Origin of the sequence: Leptospira andrefontaineae (assembly GCF_004770105.1) — a bacterium.
Taxonomy (GTDB): Bacteria; Spirochaetota; Leptospiria; order Leptospirales; family Leptospiraceae; genus Leptospira_B; species Leptospira_B andrefontaineae.
Map to the genome: position 1 here is coordinate 64,368 of NZ_RQEY01000018.1, position 16,632 is coordinate 80,999.

Annotated in this window: 13 protein-coding genes; 6 read left to right on the top strand and 7 right to left on the bottom strand. The window is 39.6% G+C overall.

Translation table 11 applies throughout. The annotated features are described in order from the left end of the window. Window positions 1-5: 5 nt before the first annotated feature. From ccoO to EHO65_RS12015, 3 genes are all read right to left on the bottom strand, one after another. Window positions 6-695, bottom strand: coding sequence for a cytochrome-c oxidase, cbb3-type subunit II (gene ccoO / locus EHO65_RS12005; RefSeq protein ID WP_135774616.1), 690 nt, complete (start codon window positions 693-695; stop codon window positions 6-8). Beyond that, entirely contained in the window at window positions 692-2,131 is a 1,440-nt protein-coding gene (ccoN, locus tag EHO65_RS12010; RefSeq protein ID WP_135774618.1) for a cytochrome-c oxidase, cbb3-type subunit I, read from the bottom strand. Before ccoN ends, ccoO begins: the two co-directional genes overlap by 4 nt. Before the next feature lie 208 nt (window positions 2,132-2,339). Further along, window positions 2,340-3,617: an acetyl-CoA hydrolase/transferase family protein gene (locus tag EHO65_RS12015; RefSeq protein ID WP_135774620.1), complete on the bottom strand. Its 1,278-nt coding sequence runs from the start codon at window positions 3,615-3,617 to the stop codon at window positions 2,340-2,342. A gap of 233 nt (window positions 3,618-3,850) precedes the next feature. Here EHO65_RS12015 and EHO65_RS12020 point away from each other — a divergent pair, with 233 nt between their 5' ends. After that, complete coding sequence (locus tag EHO65_RS12020; RefSeq protein WP_135774622.1) at window positions 3,851-6,991, top strand: response regulator; 3,141 nt, start codon at window positions 3,851-3,853, stop codon at window positions 6,989-6,991. Window positions 6,992-7,010: 19 nt separating this feature from the next. Continuing rightward, window positions 7,011-7,649, top strand: coding sequence for a LuxR C-terminal-related transcriptional regulator (locus tag EHO65_RS12025; RefSeq protein WP_135613643.1), 639 nt, complete (start codon window positions 7,011-7,013; stop codon window positions 7,647-7,649). Between the two features lie 25 nt (window positions 7,650-7,674). Here EHO65_RS12025 and thiM read toward each other — a convergent pair whose 3' ends face one another. Beyond that, a complete protein-coding gene (gene thiM / locus EHO65_RS12030; RefSeq protein WP_135774624.1) occupies window positions 7,675-8,466 on the bottom strand; it encodes a hydroxyethylthiazole kinase in 792 nt (263 codons plus the stop codon). A gap of 200 nt (window positions 8,467-8,666) precedes the next feature. Between thiM and EHO65_RS12035 the strand changes: the two genes are divergently transcribed. Then, a complete protein-coding gene (locus tag EHO65_RS12035) occupies window positions 8,667-8,912 on the top strand; it encodes a hypothetical protein (protein WP_100766949.1) in 246 nt (81 codons plus the stop codon). A 45-nt stretch (window positions 8,913-8,957) separates the two neighbouring features. On the opposite strand, the gene EHO65_RS12040 is transcribed toward EHO65_RS12035, so the two are convergent. Together EHO65_RS12040 and EHO65_RS12045 are read right to left on the bottom strand one after the other, a co-directional pair. Further along, window positions 8,958-9,515: a YbhB/YbcL family Raf kinase inhibitor-like protein gene (locus EHO65_RS12040; protein ID WP_135774626.1), complete on the bottom strand. Its 558-nt coding sequence runs from the start codon at window positions 9,513-9,515 to the stop codon at window positions 8,958-8,960. A gap of 77 nt (window positions 9,516-9,592) precedes the next feature. After that, the gene (locus EHO65_RS12045) at window positions 9,593-10,432 is read right to left on the bottom strand and encodes a helix-turn-helix transcriptional regulator (protein ID WP_135774628.1); all 840 of its coding nucleotides are present in this window, start codon (window positions 10,430-10,432) and stop codon (window positions 9,593-9,595) included. Between the two features lie 452 nt (window positions 10,433-10,884). Between EHO65_RS12045 and EHO65_RS12050 the strand changes: the two genes are divergently transcribed. Together EHO65_RS12050 and EHO65_RS12055 are read left to right on the top strand one after the other, a co-directional pair. Further along, window positions 10,885-11,826: a family 2A encapsulin nanocompartment shell protein gene (locus EHO65_RS12050; RefSeq protein WP_135774630.1), complete on the top strand. Its 942-nt coding sequence runs from the start codon at window positions 10,885-10,887 to the stop codon at window positions 11,824-11,826. Further along, the gene (locus tag EHO65_RS12055; protein ID WP_135774632.1) at window positions 11,813-13,525 is read left to right on the top strand and encodes a family 2A encapsulin nanocompartment cargo protein cysteine desulfurase; all 1,713 of its coding nucleotides are present in this window, start codon (window positions 11,813-11,815) and stop codon (window positions 13,523-13,525) included. The genes EHO65_RS12050 and EHO65_RS12055 overlap by 14 nt, the downstream gene beginning before the upstream one ends. 36 nt (window positions 13,526-13,561) lie before the next feature. Here EHO65_RS12055 and epsC read toward each other — a convergent pair whose 3' ends face one another. Next, window positions 13,562-14,458 carry a serine O-acetyltransferase EpsC gene (gene epsC / locus EHO65_RS12060; protein WP_135774634.1) on the bottom strand — a complete coding sequence of 299 codons (897 nt, stop codon included), beginning with the start codon at window positions 14,456-14,458 and terminating at the stop codon, window positions 13,562-13,564. A 274-nt stretch (window positions 14,459-14,732) separates the two neighbouring features. Between epsC and EHO65_RS12065 the strand changes: the two genes are divergently transcribed. Further along, on the top strand, window positions 14,733-16,145 hold the full coding sequence (locus tag EHO65_RS12065; RefSeq protein ID WP_135774636.1) for an OmpP1/FadL family transporter: 1,413 nt from the start codon (window positions 14,733-14,735) through the stop codon (window positions 16,143-16,145). Window positions 16,146-16,632: the final 487 nt, after the last annotated feature.

Here is a 16,632-nt window from a genome sequence, read left to right on the forward strand (position 1 = left end):
GCACCTTACTGTAAACTTTTGGACAATTCGGCAGTATCTCTTCCCAACTTCAGAAGATAAGCGATTAATGCATCTCCTGCTGTTTTGCCTGCTAAAAGGGTAGAAGCAGAAGAAATGTCTTCCTCAGTATAAGGAACTCCAACCTTTTGGAGTCCTCTCATATGGTCCGCGATCTTAGAAGCGTCGATGATAGAAGACTCTTCGAATAACCATGGATAAGCAGGCATGATGGAGCCTTTTGCTGTATCCCTTGGATTGATCAAATGTGTCTTATGCCATTCCGCAGAGGGTTGGATCTGTGATTCGTGAGCTAGATCCGGTCCCGTTCTTTTGGATCCCCATAAGAAAGGGTGGTCGTAAACATATTCTCCGGCTTTGGAATATCCGTCTTTTCCGTAAGAATGTTGCGGGTCGAAACGATCCACTTCCCATTTGAAAGGACGTATCATCTGAGTATGACAGTTATTACATCCTTCTTTCTGATAAACGTCTCTTCCTGCTAATTCTAATGCGTTATACGGTTTTACGTTCTGGATAGGTTCCGCAGTTTTCGTGAGAAAGAATGGAGGAACCAGTTCGAATAATCCTCCGATCAAGATAGCGATCGTAGTATATAAGGTGAATTTAACCCCGTGTTTTTCCCACTGATCGGTAAAACCGGAGAACCAATCCAATAATTTGTCGAACCAATTCATACAACTTTCTCCTCTTTTGATCCGATCCTTAGATCGATTTCCTTGAATCCGGAGCCGGAGTTCATTATAGTGCGGACAACATTATAGATCATGATGATCAGTCCAATCAGATATAAACCACCTCCGATACCTCGGAATAATCTATAAGGTTTCAGAGTTTCAGTGATCTGTACCCAGTTCGGGAATTTTAAAGCTCCTGTTTCGTCTATCGCTCTCCACATGGAACCTTCGCTGATACCAGATACCCACATGGATACGATATACAGTAAGATCCCGAGCGTCGCTATCCAGAAGTGAGTGTTTGCAAGTCTTTCAGAGAATAGGTTAGTATTCCACATCCTAGGTACCAGGTAATAGATGACTGCGAAGGACATCATTCCCACCCAACCTAAGGTTCCACCATGAACGTGACCAATGATCCAGTCGGTGTTATGACCTAAACCGCTTACAGCTCTTATGGAAAGAAGTGGACCTTCGAATGTGGACATACCGTAGAATGTAAGTCCTACGAGTAACATCTTCAAGGTAGCATCGGTTTTGATCTTTTCCTTTGCCTGTGTTAGAGTTAAAAATCCATTTAACATTCCACCCCAAGAAGGCATCCATAACATGATACTGAATACCATACCTGTTGTTTGTAACCAATCAGGAAGAGGAGAATAAAGTAGGTGGTGAGGACCTGCCCAAATGTATAGAAAGATCAAACTCCAGAAGTGAATGATGGAGAGCCTATGACTGTAGATAGGTTGTTTGATATGTTTGGGAAGGTAGTAATACATTAATCCCAAAAAAGGAGTAGTAAGAACGAAAGCAACGGCGTTGTGTCCATACCACCATTGGATATTAGCGTCATACACACCGGAGTATACCGAATATGATTTGATCCAACTTACCGGAATGGAAAGGTTATTTACTATAAATAGAATTGGGATAGTGACCCAAGACGCTATATAGAACCAGATTGCGGCGTATAATTGTTTTTCTTCACGAGTAAAGATCGTTGCGAAATAATTAATTAGGAAGATCACAAACCAGATCACGATCATAAGGTCCAAAGGCCATTCCAATTCGGCGTATTCCTTGGATTGGTTTAAACCTAAAGGTAATGTGATTGCTGCAGCTATTATCGTAAGATTGTATAGAAATAAGTGTAAGTTAGAAAGCTTGTCGCTCCAAATCCTTACTCTACAAAGTCTTTGCACCGTATGATAAGCTGTTGCGAATATGATACTTAATGCGAAACCGAAAATTGCCGCGTTCGTATGTAAAGGTCTTAGCCTGCCGAAAGTGAAGTAGGGTCCGAAATTCAATTCAGGATATACCATTTGGAAGGCGATCCATACTCCTACAAGCATGGAGGCTACACCCCAAACCAATCCCGATATCAAAAATCCTTTGACGATCGTATCGTTATATTTTTGTTCTGAAGAACTCATTCTTGATCTCTCCGGTATTTTCCGTGAAGGATAATTCCACATTCAGATTGGAATGTCGAAACGCAAGGAATCCGACTTCTACTTCCCTCAAAATCGACTTGATAATTGTCAATTGGAGAAAGAAGAGTCAAGTATGATTGGAAATAAATTATAGATTAATGAAATTATAATATATGAAGAAGTATCTATTGGCTTTCGATTTTGAGAATTAAAATCCTTTAAATCTTTCGAACGCTTCTCTTTCCAGTGCTTCCCTGTGATTTGGATGAGCAATTTGTGTAAGAAGTTTTGCCCTTTGTTTTAGATTCTTGCCGTAAAGATCTGCAATTCCGTATTCAGTGATTACATAATGAACATGTGCTCTTGTAGTGGTTACACTTGCACCAGGTTGCAAAATTGGAACTATCCTTGATTTTCCATGAGAAGTCACAGAAGGAAGCGCAATGATCGGTTTTCCATCTTCTGAAAGAGAAGCTCCTCGGATAAAATCCATCTGTCCCCCCACACCTGAATATTGTCTGGTCCCAATAGAATCCGCACATACTTGACCAGTAAGATCGACTTCGATTGCGGAATTGATCGCAGTAACTTTAGGATTTTTGCGGATATTTGCTGTATCGTTTATATAACCTATATCTAAAAATACAACTTCAGGATTATCATCTACGAAATCATAAAGTTTTCTAGTTCCCATTACGAAACCTGTTACTATTTTTCCCGGATGGATCTTTTTGTTTTTACCGGTGATAACACCTTTTTCTACCAAGGGGATCACGCCGTCTGAAAACATCTCAGTATGGATTCCAAGATCTTTATGATTTTGTAAACAAGACAGAACTGCATCCGGAATGGCTCCGATCCCCATTTGAAGAGTGGCACCATCTTCTACAAGACCCGCAATATATTTTCCGATTTTAGTTTCTACTTGGTCTGGCTCGGTATGTTTTGCTTCTAATAATGGAATATTACCTTCTACTAATTTATGGATTTTGTTTATATGAATGATCCCGTCCCCGTGGGTCCTGGGCATAAATTGATTTACCTGAGCGATTACAATGTTTGCAGAATCTACAGCAGCCTTGCTCGTATCTACTGAAACCCCTAAAGAGCAAAATCCATGTTTATCGGGAGGGGAAACTGTGATGAGTGCCACATCCAATGGTAGTATCTTTTTCCTGAATAGAGAAGGGCATTCACTTAGAAAAATAGGAAGGTAATCCGCTCTTCCTTCTTTCACAGCCTCTCTCATGTTCGCACCTACGAATAGTGCGTTTGTATGAAAAGAAGTCTCCATTCCTTTCTGTGCATATGGAACTTCTCCTTCCGTATGGATATGGACCATTTCAATATTTTGTAATTCGGATGCTCGAGCGCTTAGTGCTTCAATTAGAAGTTTTGGAGCAGCATATACACTGTGGATGAAAACTCTTTGGTCGTTTTTGATCTCTGAAACTGCTTCTTTCGGGGAAACAAAATGTAAATCCATATCGGAAGAATTTTTAGTTTTTAGCTGAGTAGAAGTCAAGGGACAAAATTAAGTAAAATCCATTGATATTTCTTAGTTTCCTTAGTTTCGAGCTATTATAAGAAGAAGGTCCGTTGGACAGAAATGATCCCTAGAATAAGGGAGAATTTCGTTCCTTCTATTTCTTTACTGAATACTCATTTGGAATATTAAAAAGGTTTATAAATCCAGAATGGTCTGAAGAATCAGTGTAGATGGTTTCCGTTTTTTCTCGAAAATTTCCAGGAGTTTTACTGGTCTCAATCCTAATTTTCAGTTTGGGATGTGAGTTAGGATCTTCTGCTAAGAAAAAACCAAGAGTAGAAAACGGAATACTAGACCTAAGCAAAGATTGGGACTTTGGAAAAGAAGAACCTCTGAGTATAGAAGGTGATTGGGCATTTTATTGGTCCCAATTATATTCAGAGATCAAAAATCCTTTAAAGACCGATCTGGATCCTTCTCAAAAATCGAAATGGCAAATCGAATTCGGAGATGTTCCGAATGTTTGGAATGAGAACAAGGACCAAAAATATCCCGGTTTCGGATATGCAACGTATAAGGTGCTTGTTCGTTTAGAAAAGCCGGAAACGGATATGGCAATCAAGATGTTGGAAGCATCCACATCTTATACACTTTATGTAAATGGAAAGAAGGTAATTTCAAGCGGAGTAGTTGGAAAAACTCCCGAAACAAGCGAGCCTTTATACAGACCTGGAGTCAGCGAAATATTTGACTTAGGAACAGAGAACGAAATTGCGATCGAGATCTCCAATTTTTCCCATTTCAAAGGAGGTCCTTGGGCGAAGATCTTTATAGGAAAAAGAAAAGATCTGGTTACTATACGCCAAAGTAATGTTAGATTAGATTTGTTCGTAGGAGGAGGACTTTTTGTTTTAGGTCTATACCACCTAAGTTTATTCGCATTCTTAAGAAGAGAGACCTCCACGCTATATTATGGAATTCTAACGATCTGCTCAACCATTCGTATTTTGATCACAGGAGAAAGGATATTATATTCTATTTTTCCTAATTTTGATTTCGAATGGGGGTATAGATTGGAATTAATATCCAGCTTTTTTATCGCCATATTCTTCCCATTATTTATCCAAACCTTATATCCGGATGAGATAAACAAAAAAGTCATTCGGTTTTTAATTAGTATTGTTGTCGGGCTTTCCTTTATCGTACTATTCACTCCTTTGGTCATATATTCCAAGACCATTTCTATTTTTGGGATATTAGTAACTATCGCTTGTTTTTATTTGGTTTATGTTTTTTGGAAAGCAATGCGGAACAAGAAGTTAGGAGCCGATGTTGGCTTATTCTTCTTTCTTCTATTTTTTGCAGTGGTGACCAATGATATTTTGTATGCGAATATGATCATAAATACTGCATACTTCTCTTCTTATGGAATAGCTTCTTTTTTCGTTGCTCAAGCATTTATGGTCTCTCAAAGATTTACAAGTGCCTATCAACTTTCGGAAAAATTAGCTTACGATCTGAAAGAATCCAACCAAAGATTGATATCTTTGGATAAACTCAAAGATGAGTTCTTGGCAAATACTTCTCACGAATTAAGAACTCCTTTGCAGGGTATTATAGGAATTGCCGATTCTTTAAAAAGAGGAGTAGGTGGCCCGTTATCCCAATCCGTGGAAAGACAATTGGGAATGATCGTCACAAGCGGACAAAGGCTTTCAAGTTTAGTAAATGATATTATAGATTTTTCTAAATTAAAACATAAAGACTTAAATCTGAATTTAAGAGCTGTAGACTTATACCAAGCGGTGAATTTCACTCTGGAATTGAATAAGGTCTCAACAGATCAAACCAAGATTAAATTAGTAAATGCGATCTTACCTGAATTTCCGGACTTACTTGCGGACGAGAATAGATTACAACAGATCCTTCAAAACTTAGTGAGTAATGCGATCAAGTTTACGGAGAAGGGAGAAATCGTTGTCAGCGCACGTATCAAAGCCCTTGGAATCGCGGAAATCAGTGTAAAGGATACCGGGATCGGAATAGATAATTCAGAGCACCAAAAGATATTCGAATTTTTTGAGCAGGTAGAAAGGGGAGATTCTAAAAATAGTTCCGGTGCAGGACTTGGGCTTTCAATTAGCAGGGCATTGGTTGCCTTGCACGGGGGAGAGATTGGAGTGGAATCCAGCCTGGGGCAAGGTTCTCGTTTTTATTTTACCATCCCGCTCGTGTCTGGAAAAATCCCTAAATCGGATGGAAAGGAATTAAAGAATTATAAAGAAGGAAATCATCCGGATCCAACTGTCACACTTCAAGATGAGCCATCAGATTCGGAGAAGAATGCAAGGATCTTGGTAGTGGATGATGAGCCTGTTAACTTGCAAGTAATCCAAAACTATCTTTCGTTACGAAATATTTCCTCTGTCACCGCAAAAAGTGGACTGGAGGCCTTGGAAATATTACAAAAAGATAAGGCATTCGATGTTGTTATTTTAGATGTGATGATGCCTAAGATGTCCGGTTTAGACACAGCCAGAGAGATCCGTAAAACACTTAGCACACTGGAACTTCCTATTTTGATGCTGACTGCAAAAAATCAGGACAAGGATCTGATGGCGGCATTGAATAATGGTGCAAATGATTATCTCCTCAAACCTTTTGATTTTGAAGAATTGATCCTAAGGATCAATAATTTGCTCGCTTTGGCGGACGGTCACAAGAGCCGCTTAAATCAAGAGAATGAGAAGAGAGAGGCCGTGAATAATGTAAGGCAAAGGATCAATATCGATCTACATGATCACCTGGGCGGAAAACTCACAGATCTAAAATTTTTATCGGAAGAATTATTATCTCAAAACAAAGAAGACAAACCAATCTTCAGAAAGATAAATGAGGCGGTGAATCAATCTATCCATATACTCAGAGAACAAATGTTGAAGATAGAAGATCTGGGTTTATTGTCCGAGAATTTTATCACAGGTATCAATTTGGTTTTACTCAGAAGATATTCCGATGTCGAGAGAGACTTAGAATTCGAATGCCAAGAAGAGCTACTTCAATTCTTTGAAGAAGAAAGAAAAGAAACTTCTATCATTGAACTTTATAGTATTGTAAACGAGATCACGAATAACGATCTAAAATACGGACAAGGTGTGGCCAAATGGAATTTCTATTTGGAAAACGGGAGTCTCGTGACGGAAATGAATGTGGAATCATCTTACCATTTGAAAAAACATAAAACAGGAAGAGGAACGGAAAATCTGATCTATAGGATCTCTGGCCTGGGTGGAAAAGTGGAAATGTCCTTAGTAGAAAACATATATAAAATAAAAATAAATATCCCGATCGGAAATTTTTCCGTAAAATAAGAAAGGTGTGAATACGATCATGAAAAATTCAGATATCAAAGTAGGAATTGTAGAAAACGACGAAAGTTTTAAGGACCAGATCCTAAAAACTTTGGAATCTATTCCGGAGATAGGCGGAGTATTCCATTGGGAATCTGCAGAATCCTTTTGGGAAGATGAGAAAGGAAGAGCCTTAGATATTATTTTTCTGGATATCATGTTAGCTGAAATGAATGGAGTGGAACTTGCGGGAAAAATTTCTGCAAGAGATCCTGAAATTTCCAAAATTATGCTCTCCAATATGAATTCGGACGAGCTAATTTATGAATCCTTAAAGAACGGTGCCATAGGTTATATCCTGAAATCGGAACTTAAGGATATAGCGGATGTGGTGGATACAGTCTTAAAAGGTGGAGCGATCATCACTCCTACAATCGCATTTCGTGTATTGAATAGTTTTAAACAAAAAGATTATTCAGGTGAGTTTAAACTTACCCCTAAGGAAAAACAGATCCTGGACGAAATGGTAAAAGGTAAAACAATCGGAAGAGTTGCAGAATTCCTAAAAGTCAGTAAGTACACCGTACAGCATCATGTGAAGAACATATACAAAAAACTGAATGTACATAATAGGGCTGAGTTGGTGAGAAAGGCAAGCGATATAGGATTATTACCTTAAGCGGGTGATAATTCCTGCTTCTTTTTCAAACACCTAGATTAGTCAGTTCGTCTAAAAATGCCACGGCAAAACTTCCCGTGCCTGAGCATTTTTCTGCTGCCCTAGAGCCTGCGATTGCAAAAACTGCGGAAGCAGAAACAGCAGCACGTAATGGGTCTTTTTGAATGCCTAAGAAGGATGCGATCAACGCTCCTAAGGAACATCCGACTCCAGTCACTTTAGTCATCAGAATATGACCTCCAGGAACTGCTATTGTCTCTTTTCCGTCCGTGATATAATCTACTTCTCCACTGATTGCAACTACTGCTCCTGTGCTAATTGCTAATTCTTTAGCAAGAGGCAAAGCATCAGAAGAAGCGGCAGTGGAATCTACACCTTTTCCTCCACCTACAGCACCGGCCAAGGCTAAGATTTCTGAAGCATTTCCCCTAATAACTGTTGGTTTATGTTGTAGAAGGTCTTTTGCAATTTCAGTTCTGTATCTAAGGGCACCTACTGCAACTGGATCTAAAACCCAAGGAGTTCCGGATTTTTGGGCAGCGATCGCAGCTGACTTCATTGATTTGGCATCAAAGCTATTAATGGTCCCTACGTTAATCAGCATTCCGGAGGCAATTGTTGCGAAATCGGCAACTTCTTCTTCCGCTATAACCATGGCAGGAGAAGCTCCGGCTGCGAGAAGAACATTCGCGGTCCAGTTCGTAACTACTATATTGGTAAGTACATGCGTTAACGGCGCGTGTTTACGAACTTCCGCGAGATCTGATATGATCTCAGCGGAAGGCCATATCTTTTGGGGTATATCTGAAGCTGGCATATATACAGGTATAATAGTGAAGATTGGCCTAAAAAGTCGACCCATTACTCAAGAGACTCATGGTATCAGGTCGGTCACTCAACACTTATCTTAATTTTTTTTGCGAATTTTTTTGAAATCGTAAGACATAGTGTAGGGATTTTTTATAAGATCCGTCTATTTTCATAATCACTTGTATCTAGTTTCATTAGGGAGGAATAATGAAAGGAAGGATTGCCGGCATCAATGAGAAGTCGAATAAAATGATCATACTTACCGAGCACGGATATACATTCGGAATTGGTAATGTAGAATACATGCAATTGGATCATGTAATCACCGGTGAATTAAGAAGTAGTGGGACTGAGATCTTAACTAATATGACTTCTGGAGACGACTTCGTGTTGGATATAGAAGCATATGATTGTTCTAAAGAGATCGCACTTACTCTATTGAACGCGGAATAATATTATAAGATCCGAAGCCGGGAGACCCGACTTCGGAGAAAAGAATTATCTTCCGTATTTAGCTGTTAATTTTCCTTCCGCAAGTTTTAGGGAATTGATATAAAACCCAACTAACGCTCCAGAAGCTTCTCCATCTAAGTCTATCTTATCCTTCAATGCAAATACCTTGAATATATAACGGTGAGGTTTGTCTCCTTTTGGAGGACAAGGACCACCGTATCCAGGTTTACCAAAATCAGTTCTACCTTGGACAGCACCTGCTGGAAGAGGTCCTTTATCATTTCCTGCTTTTGCGGGAAGGCTTGTGACAGTAGCGGGAATATTGATCACAGTCCAATGCCACCATCCGCTTCCAGTGGGAGCATCTGGATCGTATGCAGTCACCGCAAAAAACTTAGTTTCTTTAGGTGCACCTGACCACTGTAAGTCGGGAGAGTTATTTTCTCCGGAACATCCGAATCCTGAAAACACATGAGCGTTGGTAATTGTTCCACCTTCTTTGAGGGCGGAGCTAGTGACTTTTAGGTCGCCGGCAAACGCGGATCCAGCAAAGAATAAAACACAAAGTAATATACCGCTTTGAAACGATATTGATCTCTTCATAAAACCTCCGGGTTCTTGCGATGCAGAATAACATCGGAAATCCAACTATGCATTCCAAATTTATGAAAAATTAGGTCTTATGTCCGGACCCGATCAAGGATTGTGCCGTTTCGATCACGACTTGCTTCTCTTCTTAGCATTGTGGGGGAATATCCGAATCTGTCTCTGAATCGGACCGCAAATCTTGAAGCTGAGTCGTATCCAACCTCTCTTGCGATCTCTCCTATACTTCTGTCCGTCGCTTGTAATAAAGAAAGAGCGAATGACATTCTGACATCGATCAATATTTCTGAAAAAGAAGAATGTTCTGAAGAAAGCCTTCTTCTTAAGGTCGCTTCGCTCATTTCCAGACGATCTGCAATTTCTATAGCAGACCAATCCTTTGCAGGATCTGCACTTAGGAAAGATCGAACTTTTTGGGAGATATTCTCGGTGGAAGGTATCTTAAACTTTCTGCCGTATTCTCCGAGCCAGATTAATATCTCGGTTGCTCTATGGATCGCAACTTGATCAGAGATCAATTTATCCGTGGTAATAGATTCTCTTGCGAGTCGAAATGCATCTGAAAATCCGGATATTATATTAGTAAAAATGAATGCTGTCTCTATATCATTCAAGCCAGGGATATTAGGCCTATAATTTCGGATCACGTTTGGATGGAACGCGATCCATTCCGCTTCGAATTCTCCATGATCCGGTCGATTGATCACATCGAAAGCTTGGGCCCCGGCAATTGCAACAGCCTCTCCAGATTTAATATCCAATTCCAGATCATTCTGTCTAAGACTTTTGATCCCTTTTTTGACGAACACAAGTGTGGGTAGGTCCGTGACTACTCTGGAGAGGTATAATTCTCTTCTTTGGATCACAGTGGCCGAGAGTCCGACCCCTTCCCTGGATATGATGGAACGTTTCATATTTTGAGTTTCCAGTTTGAAGTTAGACTTGTCTTCTCCGAAATCGAAGGAACGGATTTTGTTTTATTCGCTATTTAGAGGTATAAACCGACATTTTGGGTCAATAAATCGTATATAATTTCTGCTTGGACGAACTGCTCTATCCTTCACGAATTTTGCTCTTCACTTTCTTGTACTTTAAGATGAGCTATAGAGAAGGAGTTTATGCTCTTCTAAAATTTCTTTCATCATTCCTAAAAAGAATAAAAAAGTATTTCCTAATTTTGTTACTTATCGAATACCAACAGGAACGAATGTTTTGATCCATCTTGGTATATTTTATTTGTTTAATATACTTATAATCTATTAAAATATATTAAACAGAGTTATTTCGATATCTGAATCCTTTTATTCGTTTATAGGCGAAAATTAAATAAAGGGATCGAAACGTTCAGCTAATCAGGAGTTTTAATATGGCTGAAAACAGCATTCCGCAACATTCTTTGGGAGATAACGCAGCTCGTAAGCTTGCAAATACGACAAAAACAAATGCACAGTATGATTTAATCACTCCCCGGTGGTTAGTTCGTTTATTGGATTGGAAACCTTTAGAGTCCGGGACCTTAAGAGTGAATAGAGTTAAGGACAATACCTCTGTCGAAGTTCTTTGCGGACAAAAAGACGAACAACCTCTTCCTGAAACTTTTGTAGACTACGAAGAAAAACCTAGAGAATATACATTAAGTGCAATATCCACAGTATTGGATGTTCATACCAGAGTTTCCGACTTATTCAGTAACCCTCACGATCAGATCCAAGAACAACTAAGACTTACAATCGAAAGTGTTAAAGAACGCCAAGAGAATGAACTCATCAATAACGAAGATTATGGTCTATTGAAGAATGTTCCTAAAAAACAAAGGATCCAAACTAGGAAAGGAGCTCCTACGCCGGACGATCTGGACGAACTGATCTCTAAAGTTTGGAAAGAACCTTCTTTCTTCTTAGCACACCCATTGGCAGTCGCCGCTTTCGGTAGAGAATGTACCCGCAGGGGAGTTCCACCGGCTACTGTATCTCTTTTTGGAGCTCAGTTCTTAACTTGGAGAGGACTTCCTATTATTCCTACGGATAAACTGTTAGTGGGAGGAGAAACTTCTCCTAAGGCTCCTGGTGGAACAACCAACATTTTACTTTTGAGAGTAGGTGAAAAGAAACAAGGTGTGATCGGGCTATACCAACCTGGTTTACCTGGAGAACAAACTCCTGGTCTTTCCGTTCGATTTATGGGGATCAATCGTTCTGCAATCGGTTCTTATTTAATCTCTCTCTATTGCTCCGCTGCTGTTCTGACCGACGATGCGATCGCCGTTTTAGAAAACGTGGATGTAGGCAATTATTATGAGTACAAGTGATTTTTCTCCGGAACTTCCCGGAGAATTTTCGAATTGGAAAGGTGTTTCACCTCCTATAGATCCCAACTTGATCGCAGAATGGTCTAAGAATTTTTTTGGACCTCTGCCAAGTGGATCTAACGTGGATGAATTGGTTCTTTCTTCTTCCAAAATCCCGAATGAGATCCCTGCGAATAGCCAGAACGTTATTTCTCAGGTAGAGTCTGTGTCTGGTGGAAATTCTTGGACTTCTAATTCTGGGACAGGATATACAAGAATACCTGATCTAGGATTGTCCGGTGTTGGAGTGCCTGCATTCCCGGGTGGTTTGAATGTTCCCGGCTCCGGGCAAGGATTGCCTGGACAGAATTCCCCATTTTCCTTTTTGGACGAATTTAGATCTTTCGATTCAAATGTGCAGAATATCCAAATTTCTGATCCATTCAGTTTTAGCCCAAGTCTTGTTCCTTCTGTAGATATATCTTCCGGGAATTTTGATCTGAGTTATGCCAGAAAAGATTTTCCTATCTTAGAAGAAAAAGTAAACGGCCGGAATTTAGTTTGGTTAGATAATGCCGCTACCACTCATAAACCTCAGGCTGTGATCGATAGGCTTTCTTACTTTTACAAACATGAGAATTCTAATATCCATAGGGGAGCTCATACTTTAGCTGCAAGAGCGACTGACGCATACGAGGCTGCAAGGGAGAAGGTAAAGGGTTTCCTAAATTCTTCTTCTACCGAAGAGATTGTATTCGTTAGAGGTGCCACGGAAGCGATCAATTTAGTCGCTCAAACTTGGGGAAGACAGAATATCGGAAAAGATGATGAGATTCTCATCTCCTGGCTGGAACATCATGCTAATATTGTTCCTTGGCAGATGTTATGCTCCGAGAAGGGTGCTAAATTAAAAGTAATTCCGGTAGATGAAACAGGACAGATCATCCTGAGTGAATACCAAAGATTACTCACACCTAAGACTCGTATAGTTGCATTCACTCAAGTATCTAATGCATTGGGAACTGTTACACCGGCTGGGACAATGATAGAATTGGCTCATAAACAGGGTGCCAAGGTATTATTGGATGGAGCCCAAGCTGTATCCCATATGCCTGTGGATGTACAAGCATTGGATTGTGATTTCTATGTGTTCTCCGGTCATAAGGTTTTTGCTCCAACTGGGATAGGAGTTTTATTCGGTAAGAAAGAAATTTTGGACCAGATGACTCCTTGGCAAGGTGGGGGAAATATGATCCAAGATGTTACCTTCGAAAGAACGGTTTATCAACCAGCTCCTTTTCGTTTCGAGGCGGGAACAGGTAATATCGCGGATGCAGTAGGTTTAGGCGCTGCAATAGATTATCTGAACAAATTCGGGATGATCCGTATTGCAGAATATGAACATTCCCTTTTGGAATATGGAACCAAGGAATTGAAAAAAATTCCCGGCCTGAAGATGATCGGAACCGCACCTGATAAGGCCGGAGTATTATCTTTCGTGTTAGAAGGTTTTAAAACGGAAGATGTAGGAAGATATTTAGCTCAGGAAGGAATTGCTGTTAGATCGGGACACCACTGCGCTCAGCCTATTTTGAGAAGATTCGGATTAGAAAGTACTGTCAGACCTTCTTTAGCATTTTATAATACTTGCGAAGATATAGATGCTCTGATCCGAGCTCTTTACGATTTGAAAGGTGGAAGGACTTCCGGCCCTCTATGAGGGTCGGATCCGAAAACAAGTTTTAGTTGATATTCTTCAGATAGAAAAATCGATCACATTGTCTAGTTCTTTTGAATTTCTGACCCGGATCTCATTTTTCTGATACACTACGGAATAAGGAGGGACACTTTGTGTGACCCAAGTGTTTCCTCCTATGATACTATTTCTTCCGATCACAGTATCTCCACCCAGAATGGTTGCTCCCGCATAGATGATCGTATTTTCTTCAATTGTAGGATGTCTTTTTACGCTGGCTAAATCCTTACTAACGGACAGTGCTCCTAAAGTAACTCCTTGGTAAATTTTAACATTATCCGCTATTTCTGAAGTTCCTCCGATCACGATGCCGGTACCGTGATCCATGAAGAATGATTTCCCGATCTTAGCACCAGGATGAATATCAATCCCTGTTTTTTCGTGAGCATATTCGCTGAGCATTCTTGGAAAGATCGGGATCCTTAAACGATGTAATACATGAGCAACTCTATGTACTGCAATCGCGTAAAAACCGGAGTAGGCGAGTATGACTTCTTTAACACTTTCTGCTGCAGGGTCTCCCTCATAGGCTGCGATTGCATCTCTCCAGATCAGATCATATAAAATAGGTAATTCTTTTTTGAATTCCGCAAGTACCCAATTGATCTCCGGACCATTGGAACCTACTAAGTATGGTTGCAACTTCTTCTTTGCATCCAAAAGAAATCGGGAGATACTATCTTCTACCTGAGTTCTATCTCTAAAGTTTAGGTCTGAAAAGAAACCGGCAAAAAGAATATCGAATAATTCTTGGACGAATTGCCCTGCAACCTGCCTCCCCCCGTAACGATGGGGATCTTCATTCTGTTTTTTGAATATAGAATCTAGGAAATTACGATAGGTATCTTCCGAGGTTGGATCAACTTGAGATGTTCCGTTCGTTTCTTGGATTCCCATAATATTCTCCTGATCTATTCTTTTTGCGGAATAAAATCTGTTATAATAGATATACTTAGAGCCTATTTCTATAAAATCCATAATAATTTTAATATATTAAATATATTTCTGTTTTAATTGTATAATTTGCTCAATCTAGTTTAACCGGATGAGATTCATGAATAATATATTCATCTATTTTGAAGACTTGTATTCGCTTTGTTGGATTTTTAGAGTGCTATGACGGAAATTTTAAGGAAACTTATAGTATTCAGGGTTCTGGGGAGGAACAGAAATGCAGAGAGGTTTGGTCCGAAATAAGTATTCGGTTTTTATAATATTATTATTCGTTTTTGGGAGTGGAGAAGTTTTAGCGGTCGATGGATTATACTTCAACGCGATCAATTCTAGATATTTAGGTCTTGCAGGAGCGGGTTATGCACTTGGCGGCTCTCCGGTGGATGTGGCTTTGAATCCTGCGAATTTATCCTTGGTCAAAGGTAAAAAATTGGAATTTGGTTTGGGAGCTTCTCTCATTCAAAATAGATACAGAGACCGTTTCCAAGATCCGAATCCGGAACTTGTTTATGAGAATGATAAAACGACTAACGTAGTTGGTCCTGGTCCTTATATTGCTTTTAAACTTCCTGTTACTGAAAATATAAATTACGGAGTCACATTCTATGTTCCGGGAGGAGCTTCCGGGGGAGTGGATAAGATCACAAGAAATACTCCTACTGGAGAATCTGTAAACCAATGGGCGGATGTTAATTTGCCAGGTCCTCTCGGGAATTCTAAACAGATAAAAGAATCCAATTCGAATACGTTTGCAGTTTTTAAATTGGTAAACGGACTCTCAGTTAAATTAGGAAATTTATCCTTGGGTGGAAGTGTGGAACTTGCTTATGGAACCCAGAAATTGAATCAGAAATATTACGATATCACTGGAAATATCGAGATTCCTGGACAAGGTTATTATTACGAAAGTTCCAAAAATGCTTTTGCTTTGGGTGGAATTTTAGGAGCTAATTATTCTTTCTCTGATTCTTTCCGAATTGCATATGCTTACCAATCTCATGTAGGAATTCCTTTGAATGGCGGATACAATATTGGAACAAATGATCCGAATTATTATCGTAAGACAGGTGTTTCTTATACTTTCGATCTTCCTGAAAAACATGTATTGGGCTTTGCGTTCGGACCTGAAAATCTGAAATTCGCATTGGATTTTGTATATACGAACTATGGTTCTTATTTAAGAAAGGCAAACCAAACTTTGGAAGATCCATGGCTTCCTACTCCTTTAGGAAAAACAGGTTCTGCTGATGCACATTTGAATTTCAGGGACCAATGGGCGGTCATTTTAGGAGTAGAGTATAAAGCTTCTACTTCTTGGATACTGAGAGGAGGTTATTCTTATAATTCCCCATTGGTAAAAAGTAATGCTTTAGGGGGAACTACCGGGGGATTTTTCTCTCTTACGGATATTGTTTCCGCAGGTTTTAGTTATCTATTCGATAGCTGGAGTTTGGATTTAGCAGTAAGTTATAATATTCCTAGAAAAACGATAGAAGGAGGAAAGGGAACAGATTGGGATCTTTCTCATGCAGTAGGAAATGTGGGTAACGCGAACTTAACCGGATATTCTTATAATGCAAGAGCGGGAATTCCATCCTTCAATATTGGTGCTGTAAAATCTTTTGATTGATATGATAAGTCAATAGGAGCCGGTTGCGCCGGCTTTTAAAAGAAAGATAGAGTTGATCAGGACTTATTTATTCTTTCTAAAGAAGAATTTAAGTCCTTGTTCGTTTTTCGGCTTAGTAAACGAAATTTCTAAGTTGTTGGAATACGGAACCGGAGTGTGCTCTTATATAAAGAGCATAGCTACTGGTTAATATACTCAGTACAAGCGGTAGAAATTTGAAAAACTTATTTTTCGAAAACGAGAACAGGATAAACGCAGGGAATACTCCTACGATCGGGATTAACGATCCTATAAATAGGAAAAGATAAAATACCCAAAAGGAGGCGATTTCTTCCTCTTCCGGTTTTCCTGTTCTATACTTGATTGGTTTCTGGGGCTGAGCTCTTGAATGAATCACGACGCCGCCCGGTTGGGTTCTCATGCGGTACTTTTGGTCCGACTTCTGGCTTCTATTGTCCATTCCTTAAGTGTAGATCTTTTTGAATAA

What these genes read in the sequence shown, in the direction of transcription:
- ccoO (WP_135774616.1), bottom strand. Translation starts at nt 695, where the DNA reads ATGAATTGGTTCGACAAATTATTGGATTGGTTCTCCGGTTTTACCGAT.
- ccoN (WP_135774618.1), bottom strand. Translation starts at nt 2,131, where the DNA reads ATGAGTTCTTCAGAACAAAAATATAACGATACGATCGTCAAAGGATTT.
- EHO65_RS12015 (WP_135774620.1), bottom strand. Translation starts at nt 3,617, where the DNA reads ATGGATTTACATTTTGTTTCCCCGAAAGAAGCAGTTTCAGAGATCAAA.
- EHO65_RS12020 (WP_135774622.1), top strand. Translation starts at nt 3,851, where the DNA reads ATGGTTTCCGTTTTTTCTCGAAAATTTCCAGGAGTTTTACTGGTCTCA.
- EHO65_RS12025 (WP_135613643.1), top strand. Translation starts at nt 7,011, where the DNA reads ATGAAAAATTCAGATATCAAAGTAGGAATTGTAGAAAACGACGAAAGT.
- thiM (WP_135774624.1), bottom strand. Translation starts at nt 8,466, where the DNA reads ATGCCAGCTTCAGATATACCCCAAAAGATATGGCCTTCCGCTGAGATC.
- EHO65_RS12035 (WP_100766949.1), top strand. Translation starts at nt 8,667, where the DNA reads ATGAAAGGAAGGATTGCCGGCATCAATGAGAAGTCGAATAAAATGATC.
- EHO65_RS12040 (WP_135774626.1), bottom strand. Translation starts at nt 9,515, where the DNA reads ATGAAGAGATCAATATCGTTTCAAAGCGGTATATTACTTTGTGTTTTA.
- EHO65_RS12045 (WP_135774628.1), bottom strand. Translation starts at nt 10,432, where the DNA reads ATGAAACGTTCCATCATATCCAGGGAAGGGGTCGGACTCTCGGCCACT.
- EHO65_RS12050 (WP_135774630.1), top strand. Translation starts at nt 10,885, where the DNA reads ATGGCTGAAAACAGCATTCCGCAACATTCTTTGGGAGATAACGCAGCT.
- EHO65_RS12055 (WP_135774632.1), top strand. Translation starts at nt 11,813, where the DNA reads ATGAGTACAAGTGATTTTTCTCCGGAACTTCCCGGAGAATTTTCGAAT.
- epsC (WP_135774634.1), bottom strand. Translation starts at nt 14,458, where the DNA reads ATGGGAATCCAAGAAACGAACGGAACATCTCAAGTTGATCCAACCTCG.
- EHO65_RS12065 (WP_135774636.1), top strand. Translation starts at nt 14,733, where the DNA reads ATGCAGAGAGGTTTGGTCCGAAATAAGTATTCGGTTTTTATAATATTA.